Here is a 15,919-nt window from a genome sequence, read left to right as displayed (position 1 = left end):
GACCGCGATGGCGATTATTCAACTCAGGGATATCAGCAAGTCATACGGCAGCTTCGACGCGCTGCGCGGGGTTGATCTCGACATCAACGCAGGCGAGGTCGTGTGCGTCCTCGGCGACAACGGCGCGGGCAAGTCTACGCTGATCAAGATTCTCTCGGGTTCGCACGAACCCACAGGTGGGCAGCTGCTTCTCGACGGCGCCCCGACCACGTTGTCCTCTCCGCGCGACGCCATCTCCCGTGGCATCGCAACCGTGTACCAGAACCTGGCGATCGTCGATTCGCTCAGCGTATGGCGCAACTTCTTCCTTGGCAACGAGCTGTCCGGGTTTCTCGGCACGCTCAACCAAACGGAGATGCGGGAGCGCTGTGCGCGCGCGTTGAACGAGATGGGCATCGACATCCCCGATGTCGACGTAGAGGCCGGAAGCCTGTCGGGCGGGCAGCGTCAAGTCCTGGCCATCGCGCGCGCCATCCACTTCGGGGCGAGAGTAGTCATCCTCGACGAGCCGACCGCGGCCCTCGGGGTGAAGCAGTCCGGTGTTGTCCTGCGCTTTGTCGCGGCGGCGCGCGAGCGCGGAGTCGCCGTGGTGTTAGTCACGCACAATCCCCACCACGCGTACCTGGTGGGGGATCGTTTCACTATCCTCAAACTCGGCCGTCAAGAGCTCAGCGCCGCGCGGGGAGAGGTCACGCTCGAGGAGCTCACCCACCAGATGGCCGGCGGTGGCGAGCTCGAGGCACTGAGCCACGAACTAAACCGATAGCCCGCGACATCAGAGGTCGGCAGAGCCGCCGGCCTGCTCGGCCGAGTCACGCATCTGCTCGAACTGCTCCGCAGTGACCTTCAGGGCATCTTGAGCGTTGAGGATTCCGTCCACGGCGCGTTTGAGCGAGGACGACAGCTGCTCATCGGTCAGTCCCGCAGCGATAGGGACCTCAGCCTCTGTGCGGAGAAGGATCTCTGCCTGGCGATTGACCACCATTGCGCGGGCACCGATCAGCGAGGAGTTGACCTGGTTCGCAGCCAGGTAGAGCGTGGGGTCGGGGGTGTCCGAGGGCACCTGCGTCGCTGCCGCGGTGCGGACGATCATGACAGAGTCGAGGATGACGAACATCACCTCGAACCCGTTGATGTTGGCGTGGGCGGTGCGTCCGGAGGGGTCGTCGACAAGCGAGATGCCGTGACCCTGCATTGCCGCGATGACGCGGTCGATCGTGACAAGGGTGCTAGTGCTCATAATGGGTGTCCTCCCAGGTGACCAGGGTCGGGAACGAGTCGGCGAGGAAACGGAAGGCCTGCAGGGTTGCATCGATGGAGCTGACCACGAAGGCGCCGAGCTGGTTGAACGACGCCCCATGGGTGATATCCACGGTGCGCACCGCGCTGACGGCGAGGGTCTCATCGTCGCTCTCAAAAAAGCGCAGGGTCGGCGTGAAGGTCGACTGGTTGTGTTCGTTGCAGGCGTAGAGCACCTGCGAGGCCGTCTCCTTCGGGAACTCCCCGCGCCACACCGCCTCGAACACGAGCGTGCCGTCGTCGATGGCGAAGACCATCGCCGCGTCAATGAATCCAGTGCGCACGACGTCGTCTTCTACGCGGTGCTCGAGGTTTTCCTCCCGCAGGATCGTCGCCACGGCGTTGGTGTCGACGGGCCGGACATCGTCGTTGTTCGGTATTTGTTCACTCACCGTGCCGACTCTACGGCTGATTCTCCACTGGCTCCACCAGCTGCTCCCGACCGAGTTCGTGCGCGAGGGCGCCTTCCAGGGTGGAGTAGCGGAACTGCGCGCCCGTCGATTGAGCGACCGTCGGCACGATGCGCTGATCCGCGAGAGCAAGCTCATCCGCGCCCTCGCGGCCAAGCACGGCCGCGGGGCCGAACTCCGGAATGGGCACAAGGTCGGGACGGCGCAACAGGCGCGTCAACGCGGCGGAGAATTCGGCGTTGGTGGTGGGGTTCGGCGCGGTTGCGTTCACCGGCCCCTCGAACCGGTCGTCCACGAGGGCGCGAATGTAGATGTCGGTCAAGTCATCGAGCGCGATCCAGCTCATCCAGAAGTCCCCGTCGCCGAGGCGCGCCCCGAGCCCGGTGGAGGCAGACAGCTTTAGCAGCGGCAGCAGTCCTCCCGCCCCGGACAAGGCCAACCCCGTCCGCACGTTGACGGTGCGCATGCCGCTGGCACCGCCCACGCGGGAGGCCTCCTCCCACTTGTCGCAGACCTCGGCGAGAAAGCCCTCGCCGCGGGGGTCGCGCTCGTCGTATTCGCGGTCGCCGGCGTCGGTACCGTAGAACCCGATCGCCGAGGCGGACACGAAGGTCGCCACCCCGCTCTCAGCGGCGAGTCGAGCCAGCTTGGCGGTCGGTGCGACCCGCGACTCCTCGATTTTGCGCTTCTTCGCCTCCGTAAAGCGTCCCAGGATGGATTCGCCGGCAAGATGCACCACCGCGTCGACACCGTCGAGCAGATCGGGCGCGGGCTTGTCGACGTCCCACAGACGCGCTCCCGGTTGTTGCGGAGCACTGCGGGTCAGCGGCACGACCGTGTGCCCCGCTGTCGTGAGTTGTGCCGACAGCGCAGTGCCGACGAGACCGCTCGCGCCGGTGACCGCGACGGTCAACGCCCGGGTGTCCGGCAAGGACCCGAGAAAGTCGAGGTCTGCGATGAGCTGGCGCTGGCGGTACGCGAACGCCGGTCGAAGCAGGAAACCGGGTACGCGGGTGGCGACATCGTCGGTAATGCGGGTCGCGGAGGTGCCCTCGTCGGCAAACGTGTGCGTGTGAACCCACTTGGTGGTTGCACGCAAAGGCTGGTTGGCCACTACGTCCTGGAACGCGCAACCCTCTTCAAAGCGTTCCGGCACGTGCCGTGCGACCCAGCGCTGCCCGGCAGGCAGGCGGAACACCGTGGTTCCGTCGGCCAGTGAGCTGGCCTGCTGGATGGGCCGCATGGGAAGGAACGGCGGAGTGAGGCGGACGACGGCGCCTGGGCGGGAGTGCCACCGCCAGACTTCGTCACGGGGTGCGGGGACGGTGTGCGAGGCATGCAAGCTCATAATTGCGCCTTGGGTTGGGGATCAAGTGCTATGGTGGTCGTTGGTCTCAACCATAGACTTCTATCCTGTTCGACATCCTTTAAATTCCGCACAGTGAGGCGGGGAAGGAGGTCCGGTGAGCGGAGAAGATTCGCGCGCTGCGGTGGAGCTTTTGAATGCTTCCGACGTGGCGCGCACGATCGCACGCATTGCGCACCAGGTCATTGAGAAAAACGCTGTCGATTCCGGCAGCGCGCCCAGGGTCATCCTCCTGGGCATTCCATCCGGCGGTGTTCCGCTGGCCCGGCGGATCGCCGAGGCCGTGGAGGAGTTCTCCGGCAGCCCCGTTCCCGTGGGCAGCCTGGATGTCACCCTGTACCGCGACGATTTGCACAACCGCCCGCACAGGGCATTGCTGCCGACATCCATCCCGGAGGACATCAACGGCGCCGTCGTCGTGCTGGTCGATGACGTCCTGTTTTCCGGCCGGACCATCCGCGCCGCACTCGACGCCCTCGGGGACATTGGCCGCCCTGCGGCCATCCAGCTTGCGGTCCTCGTCGACCGCGGTCACCGGGAGCTGCCGATCCGGGCCGACTACGTGGGTAAGAACATCCCGACGGCGAGCAGCGAGGATGTGCGCGTCACGCTGACCCCCATCGACAACGCCGACGCCGTGACTCTTACCCGGGGCACCGGAACGGAAGGGAAGTGACGTGAAACACCTCATCGATATCAAGGACCTCTCGCGCGACGAGATTGTCGGCATCATGGATGAGGCCGACCGCTTCCGCGAGGCACTGCACGGCCGCGAGATGAAAAAACTGCCGACGCTGCGCGGCCGAACAATCTTCACGCTGTTCTACGAGAATTCGACCCGCACCCGATCGTCTTTCGAGACAGCGGGCAAGTGGATGAGCGCTGACGTGATCAACCTGTCCGCATCCTCGTCGTCCGTCAAGAAGGGCGAGTCCCTTAAGGACACGGCGTTGACGGTCGAGGCCGTCGGCGCCGACGCCATCATCATGCGCCACCCGGCATCCGGGGCTGCGCAGCTGCTCACCCAGTGGCTGCCGGGCACGTCGATCATCAACGCCGGCGACGGCCAGCATCAGCACCCGACGCAGGCGCTTCTCGACGCCGTGACGATGCGCCAGCGCATCGGTGACGTCGCTGGGCGCAAGGTTCTCATCGTCGGCGACGTCCTGCATTCCCGCGTCGCGCGTTCGAATGTGGAGCTTCTGTCCATCCTGGGCGCCGAGGTCGTCCTCTTGGCGCCGCCGACGCTGCTGCCCCAGGGGGTGGAGCACTGGCCAGCCCGGGTGAGCTCCAACTTCGACGCAGAATTGGCCGACGCCGATGTCGTCATGATGTTGCGTGTCCAGGCCGAACGCATGAACGGGGGGTTCTTCCCCTCCCACCGCGAGTACGCGACACTGTTCGGTTTGTCGGCCGCCCGCGCCGACAAACTCAAGGCGGGTTCCCTCATCATGCACCCGGGACCCATGCTGCGCGGCATGGAGATCAACTTCGGCGTGGCCGAGCGTGACAACACCGCTGTTCTGCAGCAGGTGACCAACGGCGTCTACACCCGCATGGCGGTGCTGTTCACGCTTCTGGCAGGAGAGGAGAGCTAGATGGCAACCTTTGGACTAAAAAACGTCCGACCCTACGGTGACGACGAAGTCAACGTTCTGATCGAGGACGGAGTAATCACCGCCATCGGTGCCGACGTCGACGTAGACGGTACCGACAGCGGATTCGACGCGGAGGGCAAGGTGCTGCTTCCCGGGTTCGTGGACATGCACGTGCACCTGCGCGAGCCGGGGCGCGAAGACACAGAGACCATCGCCACCGGTTCCGACGCCGCGGCGCGCGGCGGGTTCACCGCGGTATTCACCATGGCTAACACGAACCCCGTGATTGACCAGCCCTTCCTCGCCGAGGCTGTGTGGGAAAAGGGCCGAGCCCACGGCACCTGCGATGTGTACCCCGTCGGTGCGATCACGCAGGGCCTCGAGGGCGCGCAGCTGACGGAGATGGGCCTGATGAGCCGTTCGCACGTGCGCATGTTCTCGGACGACGGCAAGTGCGTCAATGACCCTCAGCTCATGCGCCGTGCCATCGAATATGCCAAGGCCTACGACGTGGTCCTCGCGCAGCACGCCGAGGACCACCGCATGACCGAGGGCGCGACAGCCCACGAGGGAGCGACCGCAGCCAACCTCGGGTTGCGTGGTTGGCCCCGCGTGGCGGAGGAGTCCATCGTGGCGCGCGACGCCATTATGACCCGCGATTACGGCGGTCGCCTCCACATCTGCCATGCCTCGACCGAGGGCACCGTGGAACTGCTGCGCTGGGCCAAGGCGCAGGGGATCCGCGTCACCGCCGAGGTCACCCCGCACCACTTGCTGCTGACCGACGAGAAGCTGACAAGCTACGACGGCGTATACCGCGTGAACCCGCCGCTGCGCGAGGACCGCGACACCCTCGCCCTGCGCGCCGCGCTGCTCGACGGAACGGTCGACGTTGTCGCCACCGACCACGCGCCTCACGGCTCTGAAGACAAGTGCGTGGAGTTCGAGCACGCCAAGTCCGGCATGCTCGGGTTGGAAACATCGCTCGCGGTCGTCGCCCAGGTCTTCATCGAGTCCGGGTTGGCAGATTGGCGCTTCGTGGCGAAGGTGATGAGCGAACGCCCCGCCGAGATCCTCCACCTCTCCGACCAGGGACGGCCGATTACCGTGGGCGAACCGGCCAACCTCACCGTCGTCAACCCCGCCGCGCCCTGGACCGCCAACGGCGAAGAAATGGCGTCCAAGGCGTCCAATACCCCGTACCAGGGCATGGACTTCAACGCCCGCGTGGAGCTGACACTTCTGCGCGGAACCGTCACCCACAGCATCTGAGACAGCACTAGAACAGCATTAGAGATTGAGGAGCATTTCCATGACAAACCACCGCCTTCCGGCCGTTCTCGTGCTCGGTGACGGGACCACCTTCAAGGGGCATTCCTTCGGCGCAGCCGGGGAAGTTCTCGGCGAGGCTGTGTTCACCACCGCCATGACCGGTTACCAGGAGACCATGACCGACCCGTCGTACCACCGCCAGATCGTGGTGATGACGGCCCCGCAGATCGGAAACACCGGCTGGAACGACGAGGACAACGAGTCCCACGGCGACCAGATCTGGGTCTCCGGCCTCGTTATCCGCGACCTGTCGCAGCGAGTTTCTAACTGGCGCGCCGAGCGCTCTCTCGAGGATGAGATGCGCAAGCAGGGCGTGGTGGGAATCTACGGTGTCGATAACCGCACGGTCGTTCGCCACCTGCGCAACTACGGCTCAATCGCCGCAGGCATCTTTACCGGTGACGCGGCCCAAGTGGACGTCGATACGCTTGTTGCTCGCGTGAACGAGCAGCCGTCGATGGCTGGCGCTGATCTCGCGGAGGAGGTGTCCACCGACGAGCCCTACACCGTGGCAGCGAAGGGCGAAAAGCGCTACACCGTCGTCGCCTACGACATGGGCATCAAGTCCGCCACGCCCGGACACTTCTCCGACCGCGGGATAGAGACGGTCGTCGTTCCCGCCAACACCCCGTACTCCGAGATCACCAAGTACAACCCGGACGGCGTGTTCATCTCCAACGGCCCCGGCGACCCCGCCACCGCGGATGCCATGGTCGCCGTCACCCGCGACGTCATTGCGGCTGGCGTGCCGCTGTTCGGCATCTGCTTCGGCAACCAGATTCTCGGCCGGGCACTGGGGCTGAACACGTACAAGCTGAAGTTCGGCCACCGCGGTGTCAACGTGCCGGTGAAGAATCATGTCACGGGCAAGATCGACATCACCTCCCAGAACCACGGCTTCGCGCTCGAGGCGCCGGTCGGACCGGGGGAGAGCTTCGACACTGACTTCGGCCCTGCCGTGGTGACCCACACCTGCCTCAACGACGGTGTCGTCGAGGGCGTAGCGCTGGAGAACGGCATGGCCTACTCCGTGCAGTACCACCCGGAGTCCGCTGCCGGGCCCCACGACGCGAACCCGCTGTTTGACCAGTTCATCGAACTGATGGATAACCAGAAGTAACCAGGAGAGGAAGATTCACCCATGAAGCGAGAAGACATCAACCACGTCCTGGTTATCGGCTCCGGCCCGATCGTCATCGGCCAGGCCTGCGAGTTCGACTACTCGGGCACCCAGGCGTGCCGCGTGCTCAAGGACGAGGGCCTGCGTGTGACCCTGATCAACTCCAACCCGGCGACGATCATGACCGACCCGGAGTTCGCCGACCACACTTACGTCGAACCGATCGAGCCGGCGTACATCGACAAGATCCTCGCCCGCGAGGCTGAGCAGGGCCACCCCGTCGATGCGATCCTGGCGACCCTGGGCGGGCAGACCGCGCTCAATGCCGCGATCCAGCTCGACCGCCTCGGCATCCTGGACAAGCACGGCGTGGAGCTCATCGGCGCGAACATCGACGCCATCGAGCGCGGCGAGGACCGCCAGAAGTTCAAGGACATCGTGGCCAAGATCGGTGGCGAGTCCGCGCGCTCGCGCGTGTGCCACTCCATGGATGAGGTCCACGACGCCGTCGCCGAGCTCGGCCTGCCGGTGGTGGTGCGCCCGTCGTTCACCATGGGAGGCCTCGGCTCCGGCCTGGCGTTCACGATGGAGGATCTCAAACGCATCGCCGGCGGCGGCCTCGAGGCCTCCCCCGAGGCGAACGTGCTCATCGAGGAGTCGATCCTCGGCTGGAAGGAGTTCGAGCTCGAGCTCATGCGCGACGGCGACGACAACGTCGTGGTTGTCGCCTCGATCGAGAACGTCGACGCGCTCGGCGTGCACACAGGCGACTCGGTCACCGTCGCGCCCGCGTTGACGCTCACGGACCGCGAGTACCAGACGATGCGCGACCAGGGCATCGCGATCATCCGCGAGGTCGGCGTGGACACCGGCGGCTGCAACATCCAGTTCGCCGTGAACCCGGCAGACGGCCGCATCATCACCATCGAGATGAACCCGCGCGTATCGCGCTCCTCGGCGCTGGCGTCGAAGGCGACGGGCTTCCCGATCGCCAAGATCGCCTCCAAGCTCGCCATCGGCTACACGCTCGACGAGATCACCAACGACATCACCGGCGTCACCCCGGCCGCGTTCGAGCCGACGCTGGATTACGTCATTGTGAAGATGCCGCGCTTCGCCTTCGAGAAGTTCCCGGGCTCCGACGTGACACTCGGGACTTCCATGAAGGCGGTCGGCGAGGCCATGGGCATTGGACGCAACTACATCCAGGGCCTGAACAAGGTCATGCGCTCGATGGAGGACCAGCAGGCCGGGTTCTGGACCCGCCCCGACTCCTACTTCGCCGGCGACCGGGCAGACGACGTCGAGGCCGTGCTCGAGGACCTGCGCACGCCGACAGACAAGCGCATGTACGACGTCGAGCTCGCCCTGCGGCTCGGCGCCAGCATCGAGCAGGTGCACGAGGCCTCGCTGATCGACCCGTGGTTCCTAGCCGAGCTCGCCGCGCTCGTCGACTTCCGCGAGCACCTCGCCGCCGCCCCCGTGCTGGACAAGGAGCTGCTGCGCGAGGCCAAGGTCTACGGGCTTTCCGACGCCCAAATCGCCGCCCTGCGCCCGGAGCTGGCCGGCGAAGAGGGTGTGCGCTCCCTGCGCCTGTCGCTCGGCGTGCACCCCGTGTTCAAGACGGTGGACACCTGCGCCGGCGAGTTCGAGGCGACCACCCCGTACCACTACTCCACCTACGAGTACGACGAGAACGCCGAAAGCGAGATCGCCGCCTCCGGCAAGGACAAGGTGATCATCCTCGGCTCCGGCCCGAACCGCATCGGCCAGGGCATCGAGTTCGACTACTCGTGTGTCCACGCCGCGCTCGAGCTCTCCCGCATCGGCTACGAGACGGTCATGGTCAACTGCAACCCCGAGACCGTCTCCACGGACTACGACACCGCCGACCGCCTCTACTTCGAGCCGCTGACCTTCGAGGACGTCATGGAGATCTACCGCGCCGAGTCCGCCTCCGGCACCGTCGCGGGCGTGATCGTCCAGCTCGGCGGGCAGACCCCGCTGGGGCTGGCGCAGCGGCTTGCCGACGCCGGCGTGCCCATCGTGGGCACCTCCCCGGAGGCCATCGACCTGGCCGAGGACCGCGGGGAGTTCGGTCACGTGCTCGACGCCGCGCAGCTTCCCGCCCCGGCGTACGGCACCGCGACCTCGTTCGAGGAGGCCCGCGAGGTCGCGTCCCGTATCGGCTACCCCGTGCTCGTGCGCCCCTCCTACGTGCTCGGCGGGCGCGGCATGGAGATCGTCTACGACGAGAAGAACCTCGAGGACTACATCAACCGCGCCACGGAGCTGTCCCCGGATCATCCCGTGCTGGTGGACAGGTTCCTCGACTCCGCGATTGAGATCGACGTCGACGTGCTCAGCGACGGCACCGAGGTCTACCTCGGCGGCGTCATGGAGCACATTGAGGAGGCGGGCATCCACTCGGGCGACTCTGCCTGCGCGCTGCCGCCGATGACGATCGGCCCGGAAGACATCGACACGGTGCGCCGCTCCGCCGAAGCGCTGGCCCACGGCATCGGCGTCAAGGGCCTCATGAACGTGCAGTTCGCGCTGAAGGACGACGTCCTCTACGTCATCGAGGCCAACCCGCGTGCCTCGCGCACCGTGCCGTTCGTGTCCAAGGCGACCGGCGTTCACCTGGCCAAGGCGGCCTCGCGCATCATGATGGGCGCCACCATCGCAGAGCTCAAGGCCGAGGGTATGCTGCCGACCGACTACGACGGCGGCTCGCTGCCGCTCGAGCACCCCATCGCCGTGAAGGAGGCGGTGCTGCCGTTTACCCGCTTCCGCACTCCGGAGGGCGAGGTGCTCGACACCATCCTCGGCCCGGAGATGAAGTCCACCGGCGAGGTCATGGGCCTGGCCCCGTCGTTCGGTGTGGCATACGCCAAGGCCGAGGCGGCCGCGTTCGGCGAGCTACCCACCGAGGGCACCGTGTTTGTGTCGGTGGCCAACCGGGACAAGCGCTCGCTCATTTTCCCCATCCAGCGCCTGTCCACCATGGGGTACACCATCGTCGCCACCGCCGGCACGGCGTCCATGCTGCGCCGCAACGGCATCGACTGCGAGGTCGCGCTTAAGGCCTCCGAAGTGCGCGAGGGCGCCGAGGGAACCTCGATTGTGGAGCGCATCGGCAACGGCGAGATCGAACTCATCCTCAACACGCCGGCGGGGTCGGCGGGCGCGCGCCACGACGGCTACGACATCCGCGCCACCGCGGCCGCCAACAACGTGCCCCTAGTCACCACGGTGCAGGGCGTCGTCGCGGCGGTGCAGGGCATCGAGGCGCTGCGTGACAACGAGGTCACCGTCATGAGCCTGCAGGAGCTCGAGCACACCCCGCAGGGGGCGCGCTAGATGGGGTTCGGCGCACGGCTTGTTGACGCCGGCGAGCGCCTCGGCCGCCTTTGCGTCGGCATCGACCCGCACGCCGGCCTGCTGCGGGAGTGGGGGCTGGATGATGACGTCGCCGGCCTCGCGGAGTTCTCCCGCATCTGCGTGGACGCGTTTGCGGGGCACGTCGCCCTAGTCAAGCCCCAGGTGGCCTTTTTCGAGCGCTTCGGGTCGGCCGGCTACACGGTGCTCGAGGACACCCTGGCGGCGCTGCGCGCATCGGACTCTCTGACGGTGGCCGACGCCAAGCGCGGCGACATCGGCTCCACGATGGAGGGCTACGCCCGCGCGTGGCTGTCGGCGGGCTCGCCCCTGGAGGCGGATGCGGTGACGCTCACGCCCTACTTGGGGCTCGGCTCGCTGGACCCGGCGATTGAGCTGGCGCGCGCGGGCGGCAAAGGGGTGTTCGTCATGGCGGCGAACTCCAACCCGGAGGCGGAGCAGTTCCAATCCCAGGAAGTCGGCGGCGTGACCATCGCGCAGCAGATGGTCGACGGGTGCGCCGCGTACAACTCCGGCACGAAAGTGGGGGACGTCGGCGTGGTGGTCGGAGCGACCGTCGAAACGCCGCCGCGCCTGGACGCGCTGGGCGCGCCGGTGCTCATGCCCGGGGTAGGGGCGCAAGGAGGCACCCTCGAGGACGCCTCCCGGGTCGCCGGGTCGGCTGCGCACCTCGTTTTTCCCAGCGTGTCGCGCTCCGTCCTCTCCGCCGGCCCGAACCCGCGTGAGCTGCGCAAAAGAGCACTTTCCCTGATCCATCGCTGACAAACGACGGTGATATTCGTAGAATCGGAAAAAGCCTGGTAGTTTAAGTGCGTCATCGCGGTGACGTGGCTAAATGCGCCGTTAAACAGCCAGGTTGGCCGTTGACTGTCGGGCCCAGTGATAAACTGAGCCCGGCTCAGCGAGTTGCATCGGTGGGATTTCCCTGCCGGGATACTCACGTGGCACGCTGTTGAAATTAATTCACTACTACCTTTTTTGGAGGAATCCGTGGCCCTTCCACAGTTGACTGATGAGCAGCGCAAGGAAGCACTCGCCAAGGCTGCCGAGGCACGCAAGCAGCGTGCAGAGCTCAAGGCATCGCTGAAGCGCGGCGACACCACCCTCAAGGACGTCCTGGACAAGTCGGATTCCGACGAGATCATCGGCAAGACCAAGGTCTCCGCTCTGCTCGAGGCCATGCCGAAGGTGGGTAAGGTCAAGGCCCGCGAGATTATGGAGGAGCTCGAGATCGCTCAGACCCGCCGCCTGCGCGGCCTGGGCGACCGTCAGCGCCGCGCCCTGCTGGAGCGCTTCGGCTTCTCCGAGAGCTAGTCAGGTGGCAGACGTGACATCGCAGGGGCGGCTTGTTGTTCTGGCGGGCCCCTCCGCCGTCGGAAAGTCGACGGTTGTCCACCGTCTGCGCACTGACGTGCCCAACCTCTATTTCTCCGTGTCCATGACAACCCGGGCGCCACGTCCGGGCGAGGTCGACGGGCGGGACTACTTCTACGTCAGCGCCGACGATTTCCAGCGCCACATTGACGCCGGCGAGATGCTCGAATGGGCTGACATCCACGGGGGACTGCAGCGCTCAGGCACCCCCGCCGGACCCGTCAGGGGAGCGCTCGCGCAGGGCCGGCCCGTCCTGGTGGAGGTGGACCTGATCGGCGCCCGCAATATCAAGGCACTGATGCCGGATGCGGAGACGGTGTTCCTCGCCCCGCCGTCCTGGGACGTGCTGGTAGAGCGCCTGACCGGCCGCGGCACCGAGTCGCCGGACGTGATCGCGCGCCGTCTCGCCACCGCACGCGAGGAGCTTGATGCCAAGGGCGAGTTCGACCACATTGTGGTCAACGACAATGTCGACGACGCCGTCGCGGCCATCGCGGGCATTCTGCTGCGAACATCCAACAACTAACGACGAGTAGGTTCATTTTGACCAATCCAAACAACGATCTGCCAGTTGACCGAGACGCCACCGAGGCAAGCGTTGAGGCCTCTGACATCCCCACTGTCACCGACGCCCCTGACGATGCATCCGACGTTTCGGACGTTTCGGACGTCTCGGACTCCATGGTGTACGACACCCCGCAGGGGATCACGGCCCCGCCGATTGACGAGCTGCTGAGCAAGGTCTCCTCCAAGTACGCGCTGGTGATTTTCGCGGCGAAGCGTGCCCGCCAGATCAACAGCTACTACCAGGAGCAGGACGAGGGCGTCTTCGAGTTCATCGGCCCGCTGGTGACCCCGGAGGCGGGGGAGAAGCCCCTGTCCATCGCGCTGCGTGAGATTCAGGCGGGCCTCCTCGAGCACGAGGAAGCCCTCTAAAGACAGCGCTTTTCCGGAGACGCGGCCGGACCCCTCCACGGGGCGGGCCGCGTTTGTCGTGCTCGGGTAAACTCAGCCCACATGACTCAACCCCGCAATGTCGTTGTCGGTGTCTCCGGAGGAATCGCGGCCTATAAGGCATGCCATCTCGTCCGGGATTTCAAGGAACGCGGGGACGACGTCCGGGTGGTTCCGACCCCGAGCGCGTTGAACTTTGTGGGCGCGGCGACGTTCGAGGCACTGTCCGGCAACCCCGTGGACACCGGGGTATTTACCCGCGTGGACGAGGTGCAGCACGTGAGGGTGGGCCAGGAGGCCGACCTCATCGTCGTTGCCCCCGCCACCGCCGACGTGATCGCGCGTATCGCCGCCGGGCGTGCCGACGACCTGCTGACGGCGACCGTCCTCGTCGCCACCTGCCCGGTGGTGCTCGCACCGGCCATGCACACAGAGATGTGGCTCAACGCGGCGACGCGAGCCAACGTGGACACGCTGCGCAGCCGCGGCCTGACTGTGCTCGAGCCGGCGCACGGGCGCCTGACGGGCAAAGACAGCGGCCCGGGGCGGCTGCTGGAGCCTGCGCAGATCGCCGAGCTGGCGCGCACGGTGGCTGAAGTAGGCCCGCTGGGCCGCGGATTGGAGGGCGAGCGCGTGCTGATTAGCGCCGGCGGAACACAGGAGAACATTGACCCCGTCCGGTTCATCGGCAACCGGTCGTCCGGGCGGCAGGGTTTCGCCCTGGCCGAGCTCGCGGCGCAGAAGGGCGCCCAAGTCACCGTCGTCGCCGGGGACACGGACGAGCTCAGCGCCCCCGCCGGCGCCGAAATCGTCCGGGTGCGCTCCACCCGCGACTTGGAGGCGGAGATGAACGCGCGGGCGACCGAGGCGGACATCATCATCATGGCGGCCGCCGTCTCCGACTTCCGGCCCGCCGCGGAAGCGAACTCCAAGCTGAAAAAGGGCGTGGACACGGACGCGCTCTCGAGGATTGAGCTGGTGGAAAACCCGGACGTGCTGCGGGGGCTCGTCGATAAGCGGCGGGCGGGCGAGACCAATGCCACCATCGTCGGGTTCGCCGCGGAGACCGACGACGTGCTTGTTAACGGCAGGAAGAAGCTGGAGCGCAAGGGCGCGGACATGCTCATGGTCAACTCCGTGGCGGGTGGGGCGGTGTTCGGCCAGCCGAGCAACAGCGGGTGGCTGCTGGGCGCGGACGGGTCGGTCGCGGAGATCGCCGAAGGCCCCAAGCAGGTCGTCGCCGCGCGGATGTGGCAAGCGATTGAGGCGCAGGAGCGGTAGTTTGGATAGTTAGACAGCTTGGTCTATATTGGTCGTCATCACTTACTGACCCTAAAGAAAGATCGCCTTGTCTACGCCAACTTTCCACCGCCTGTTTACCAGCGAGTCCGTGACCGAAGGCCACCCCGACAAGATTTGCGACGCCATCTCCGACGCGATCCTCGACGACATGCTGGCGCAGGACCCGCATTCTCGCGTGGCCGTGGAAACCCTCGTCACCACAGGGCAGGTCCACGTCGTGGGGGAAGTGCGCACCGAGGCGTACTCCAACATTGCCGCCATCGTGCGCCAGAAGCTGGTGGAGATCGGGTTTGAGTCCTCCGAGGTGGGATTCGACGGGCACACGTGCGGGGTAAACATCGCCATTGGCGAGCAGTCCGAGGAGATCGCCAACGGGGTGTCCACGTCCCAGGAGGTCCGCGAGAACGGATCCACCAGCGAGGATGAGCAGTCGGGGGCGGGGGATCAGGGGTTGATGTTCGGTTACGCCACCAACGAGACCCCCGAGTACATGCCGCTTCCCATCTCGACAGCGCACCGCCTGTCGCGCCGCCTGACGCAGGTGCGCAAAAATCGCGAGGTCGCCGGCCTGCGCCCGGACGGCAAGACGCAGGTCACGTTCGCTTACGACGGCGACACCCCCGTCCACCTGGACACGATCGTCATTTCCACCCAGCACGACCCGCATTTCATGGGCGCACCGCTGGAGGAGGCGCTGCGCACCCATGTCGTCGAATGGGTCATCCAGGACGCTGGGCTGCAGCGGTTCTACGACGAGGACACTAAGTTGCTGGTCAACCCGTCGGGGTCGTTCATCATGGGCGGCCCGATGGGCGACGCAGGCCTGACGGGACGCAAGATCATCGTGGACACCTACGGGGGGATGGCCCGGCACGGCGGCGGCGCTTTCTCCGGCAAGGACCCGTCGAAGGTGGACCGCTCTGCCGCGTACGCCATGAGGTGGGTGGCCAAGAACATTGTCGCGGCCGGGCTCGCTGACCGGGTGGAGGTTCAGGTGGCCTACGCCATCGGCCGCGCCAACCCGGTGGGCCTGTACGTGGAAACCTTCGGCACCGCGGCGCCTGGGCAGTCGGACGCGTCGATCCAGCAGGCGGTGGAGAGGGTATTCGACCTGCGCCCGGACGCGATCATCCGGGAGCTGGATCTGCGGCGGCCGATTTACAGCCAGACCGCGGCGTACGGCCACTTCGGGCGCGTCGACATCGATTTGCCGTGGGAGAACCTGGACAAGGTCGAGGAGCTCAAAGCGGCCGCGGTTACAGTTCCTGCTCCTCAATAGCGCCAAGCATCCGGCGCCCGCTCTCCTGCAGCTGCCGCAGCTGCGTCTTGGTCAGCGGGTCGAACACGAGGCGCCGCACCATGTCGACGTGCCCGGGGGCGGTGGCGACGACCTTTTCCATGCCGGCGTCTGTCAGGGTTGCCAGCGTGTAGCGGCCGTCGCTGGGATCGGTTGCGCGCGTCACCCAGCCGCGCTTCTCCAGCCGGGCGACCACCTGGGAGAGGCGGGGCAGTGCTGACTCGACACGGCTGGCCAGCACGCTCATGCGCAGGGTGCGCTCGGGGCGCTCCGACAGGATGGACAACACCTGATACTCAAAGTGGCTCAGGCCCGAGTCCTTGTGCAGCTGGCGGTCGAGCGCTGCCGGGAGCCGCACGAGGACACTGATGAGGGTGTCCCACACCTGGCGCTCCTGGGCGCCCAGGTAGACCGTCTCGCGGGAGTGGCTGGAATTTTCCATGCCACCATCGTAACCGTTCGCTT

At 66.3% G+C, this 15,919-nt stretch carries 16 protein-coding genes; 12 read left to right on the top strand and 4 right to left on the bottom strand.

Annotation, left to right across the window (positions count from 1 at the left end; genetic code table 11):
* The first annotated feature begins 7 nt into the window (after positions 1-7).
* A complete protein-coding gene (locus BLS40_RS03230; RefSeq protein ID WP_092148665.1) occupies positions 8-766 on the top strand; it encodes an ATP-binding cassette domain-containing protein in 759 nt (252 codons plus the stop codon).
* Positions 767-775: 9 nt separating this feature from the next.
* On the opposite strand, the gene BLS40_RS03225 is transcribed toward BLS40_RS03230, so the two are convergent.
* Genes BLS40_RS03225 through BLS40_RS03215 form a run of 3 tightly spaced genes read right to left on the bottom strand, consistent with a single transcriptional unit; the run spans position 776 to position 3,057 of the window.
* Entirely contained in the window at positions 776-1,240 is a 465-nt protein-coding gene (locus tag BLS40_RS03225) for a YbjN domain-containing protein (protein ID WP_092148662.1), read from the bottom strand.
* A complete protein-coding gene (locus BLS40_RS03220) occupies positions 1,230-1,691 on the bottom strand; it encodes a YbjN domain-containing protein (protein WP_231908499.1) in 462 nt (153 codons plus the stop codon). Before BLS40_RS03220 ends, BLS40_RS03225 begins: the two co-directional genes overlap by 11 nt.
* Before the next feature lie 10 nt (positions 1,692-1,701).
* Positions 1,702-3,057: a TIGR01777 family oxidoreductase gene (locus BLS40_RS03215; protein WP_092148659.1), complete on the bottom strand. Its 1,356-nt coding sequence runs from the start codon at positions 3,055-3,057 to the stop codon at positions 1,702-1,704.
* Positions 3,058-3,172: 115 nt separating this feature from the next.
* On the opposite strand from BLS40_RS03215, the gene pyrR reads away from it, so the two are divergent.
* From pyrR to metK, 11 genes are all read left to right on the top strand, one after another.
* Positions 3,173-3,751 carry a bifunctional pyr operon transcriptional regulator/uracil phosphoribosyltransferase PyrR gene (pyrR, locus tag BLS40_RS03210; protein WP_092148656.1) on the top strand — a complete coding sequence of 193 codons (579 nt, stop codon included), beginning with the start codon at positions 3,173-3,175 and terminating at the stop codon, positions 3,749-3,751.
* Position 3,752: 1 nt separating this feature from the next.
* Positions 3,753-4,673 (top strand): aspartate carbamoyltransferase catalytic subunit, encoded by a 921-nt coding sequence (locus BLS40_RS03205; RefSeq protein WP_092148653.1) that lies wholly within the window; start codon positions 3,753-3,755, stop codon positions 4,671-4,673.
* Positions 4,674-5,945, top strand: coding sequence for a dihydroorotase (locus BLS40_RS03200; protein ID WP_092148650.1), 1,272 nt, complete (start codon positions 4,674-4,676; stop codon positions 5,943-5,945).
* Positions 5,946-5,985: 40 nt separating this feature from the next.
* Positions 5,986-7,125, top strand: coding sequence for a glutamine-hydrolyzing carbamoyl-phosphate synthase small subunit (carA, locus tag BLS40_RS03195; protein WP_092148647.1), 1,140 nt, complete (start codon positions 5,986-5,988; stop codon positions 7,123-7,125).
* Between the two features lie 21 nt (positions 7,126-7,146).
* Positions 7,147-10,488, top strand: coding sequence for a carbamoyl-phosphate synthase large subunit (gene carB, locus BLS40_RS03190; RefSeq protein WP_092148644.1), 3,342 nt, complete (start codon positions 7,147-7,149; stop codon positions 10,486-10,488).
* Positions 10,489-11,289: an orotidine-5'-phosphate decarboxylase gene (gene pyrF / locus BLS40_RS03185; protein ID WP_092148641.1), complete on the top strand. Its 801-nt coding sequence runs from the start codon at positions 10,489-10,491 to the stop codon at positions 11,287-11,289.
* 228 nt (positions 11,290-11,517) lie between these two features.
* A complete protein-coding gene (gene mihF / locus BLS40_RS03180; protein WP_092148638.1) occupies positions 11,518-11,841 on the top strand; it encodes an integration host factor, actinobacterial type in 324 nt (107 codons plus the stop codon).
* Between the two features lie 4 nt (positions 11,842-11,845).
* Complete coding sequence (gene gmk / locus BLS40_RS03175) at positions 11,846-12,427, top strand: guanylate kinase (RefSeq protein ID WP_092148635.1); 582 nt, start codon at positions 11,846-11,848, stop codon at positions 12,425-12,427.
* 155 nt (positions 12,428-12,582) lie between these two features.
* Positions 12,583-12,837: a DNA-directed RNA polymerase subunit omega gene (gene rpoZ / locus BLS40_RS03170; RefSeq protein ID WP_092152102.1), complete on the top strand. Its 255-nt coding sequence runs from the start codon at positions 12,583-12,585 to the stop codon at positions 12,835-12,837.
* An 81-nt stretch (positions 12,838-12,918) separates the two neighbouring features.
* The gene (gene coaBC / locus BLS40_RS03165) at positions 12,919-14,136 is read left to right on the top strand and encodes a bifunctional phosphopantothenoylcysteine decarboxylase/phosphopantothenate--cysteine ligase CoaBC (protein WP_092148631.1); all 1,218 of its coding nucleotides are present in this window, start codon (positions 12,919-12,921) and stop codon (positions 14,134-14,136) included.
* Between the two features lie 67 nt (positions 14,137-14,203).
* A complete protein-coding gene (gene metK / locus BLS40_RS03160; RefSeq protein WP_092148628.1) occupies positions 14,204-15,436 on the top strand; it encodes a methionine adenosyltransferase in 1,233 nt (410 codons plus the stop codon).
* On the opposite strand, the gene BLS40_RS03155 is transcribed toward metK, so the two are convergent.
* Positions 15,414-15,896 (bottom strand): MarR family winged helix-turn-helix transcriptional regulator, encoded by a 483-nt coding sequence (locus BLS40_RS03155; protein ID WP_092148625.1) that lies wholly within the window; start codon positions 15,894-15,896, stop codon positions 15,414-15,416. The two genes, metK and BLS40_RS03155, sit on opposite strands and share 23 nt — an antisense overlap.
* Between the last annotated feature and the right edge of the window lie 23 nt (positions 15,897-15,919).

Origin of the sequence: Corynebacterium mycetoides, assembly GCF_900103625.1 — a bacterium.
GTDB lineage: Bacteria > Actinomycetota > Actinomycetes > Mycobacteriales > Mycobacteriaceae > Corynebacterium > Corynebacterium mycetoides.
This window is presented reverse-complemented; position numbering and strand designations above follow the sequence as displayed.